We start from the raw sequence: 1,552 nt of genomic DNA, 5'->3' as shown, positions 1-1,552 counted from the left end.
AAAGACGTCGTCGGCGATATGCTCGACAAGGGCGTCTTCACGCCGTCGACGGCGAGACAGTACCTGAAACGAAAGCTGGCCGAGCGAGTCGGAGACCGACAGGAGCTGCTCATTCCGACCGGAGAGTCACCCTTCGAGACAGCGAGTCTCGGCAAGTCGTAACACCAATCCCTTAGTGGATATCGGGGGATGTCTAAGTATGTCAAATCAGTCTGAAGATGACGTTCGTGTTTGGCTTGTCGAACGGACGTACTCCGATGACGAACAGAACCTGATCATCCTCACCTACGCAACACCCGATGGCGAACAGTACTATCGGAAGGAACGCGCACTCACGTCCTTCACCGACGTCCGAGACACGACAGCAGCAGTCGATGCTGAACCCGGCAATCTTGGCATGGTCGATGACCCCGACCTCCAGGAGCAATACGCGGCCGAAGCACAGCGAATGCAGGAGGTTCACGACCCGGACGACGTGATCTGAGGTCTACTGGTCGACAACGCTGCAGGCCATGGGTTATGTCGTAGCAGGCCTTAGACGGGGTATGCGCGAACTCGTCTTCGCTCTCGAATACGAGCCCGGCTGCAACAGGGTGGCGGACACCCTCGCCGACCACCCTGACGCCCGTGTCCGGTCGCTCTCGCTGCACGCCACTGCCGAGCGTCTCTGGCGGGTTGACCACGCTACCGGCAGCCCGGATGCCCTTGACGCCATCGAGGACGCGTTTCGCACCAGCGACTACTACGCCGACTGTTTGGCTACCGAGGACTGCAATGCCACCCAGACCACCCGCGTTCTCGACCGCATGGACGACACGCTCGTCCTCTACTCCGACTGGGAGCGAACCCCTTCCTGCGCGTCCGTCCCCCACATCGCCCGCGACCACCTCGGCGACGGCGTGCTGTTTGAGACTCGTCACGAGGGCCACCACTACACGTGGCGACTCATCCACTCCGGAGAGGGCGACGTGTCCGCGTTCTTCGACGCCCTCAAAATCGCCGTCGGGGACTGCGCCCAGATGGAGATGCTCCGAACCGCGGACACAACGGCGTCGGGGGAAGGAGTCGACGAGACGCAAAGTGACATGTCTCCGAAGCAAGAGGCCGCGCTTCAGGCAGCCGTCGAACACGGATACTACGAGTCCCCACGTGAGGTCGACGTCGGCGAACTGGCCGAGCATCTCAACGTGCCGCGGTCGACGCTCACCTACCGGCTCCGCCGGGCGGAGGAACACTTGGCGAAGCAGCACGTCGCCGGGGAACGATTGCCCGAAGAGCCCCCAGCAACACGCTGACCCTTGATTTGGAATACTCCAACAAAGGCTTATCGATCTGACGCACCTACCGTGAGGTGATGACAGAGAATCCGGACACAGCGGGGGAGACGAGCGGCGGCGGGCAGCGGCGGGAGCTGACCGCTCGCCTCGTCGTCCCCGAGATGGACTGTCCCTCTTGCGCCCAAAAGGTGGACAAGAGCCTCCAGCGTGTCGACGGCATTACTGACGCCACGCTCCAGCCGACCACCGGCACAGCCAACGTCACGTACGACCCT

The 1,552-nt window shown here is 62.3% G+C and carries 4 protein-coding genes; all 4 read left to right on the top strand.

The genetic code is table 11. From position 1 onward, the window contains the following. The coding region (locus NDI85_RS20760) for a DUF6735 family protein (RefSeq protein ID WP_310916870.1) at positions 1-162 on the top strand (162 nt) is incomplete at its 5' end. Between the two features lie 37 nt (positions 163-199). Then, the gene (locus tag NDI85_RS20755; RefSeq protein ID WP_006183450.1) at positions 200-484 is read left to right on the top strand and encodes a hypothetical protein; all 285 of its coding nucleotides are present in this window, start codon (positions 200-202) and stop codon (positions 482-484) included. A gap of 61 nt (positions 485-545) precedes the next feature. Continuing rightward, positions 546-1,295, top strand: a complete 750-nt coding sequence (locus tag NDI85_RS20750; RefSeq protein ID WP_114578483.1) for a helix-turn-helix domain-containing protein — start codon at positions 546-548, stop codon at positions 1,293-1,295. Between the two features lie 59 nt (positions 1,296-1,354). Next, the coding region (locus NDI85_RS20745; protein WP_310916867.1) for a heavy-metal-associated domain-containing protein at positions 1,355-1,552 on the top strand (198 nt) is incomplete at its 3' end.

Origin of the sequence: Haloarcula sp. S1AR25-4 (assembly GCF_031624555.1) — an archaeon.
GTDB lineage: Archaea > Halobacteriota > Halobacteria > Halobacteriales > Haloarculaceae > Haloarcula > Haloarcula pellucida.
The sequence above is the reverse complement of the archived record's forward strand: the minus strand, read 5'-3'. Positions and strand labels throughout refer to the sequence as shown.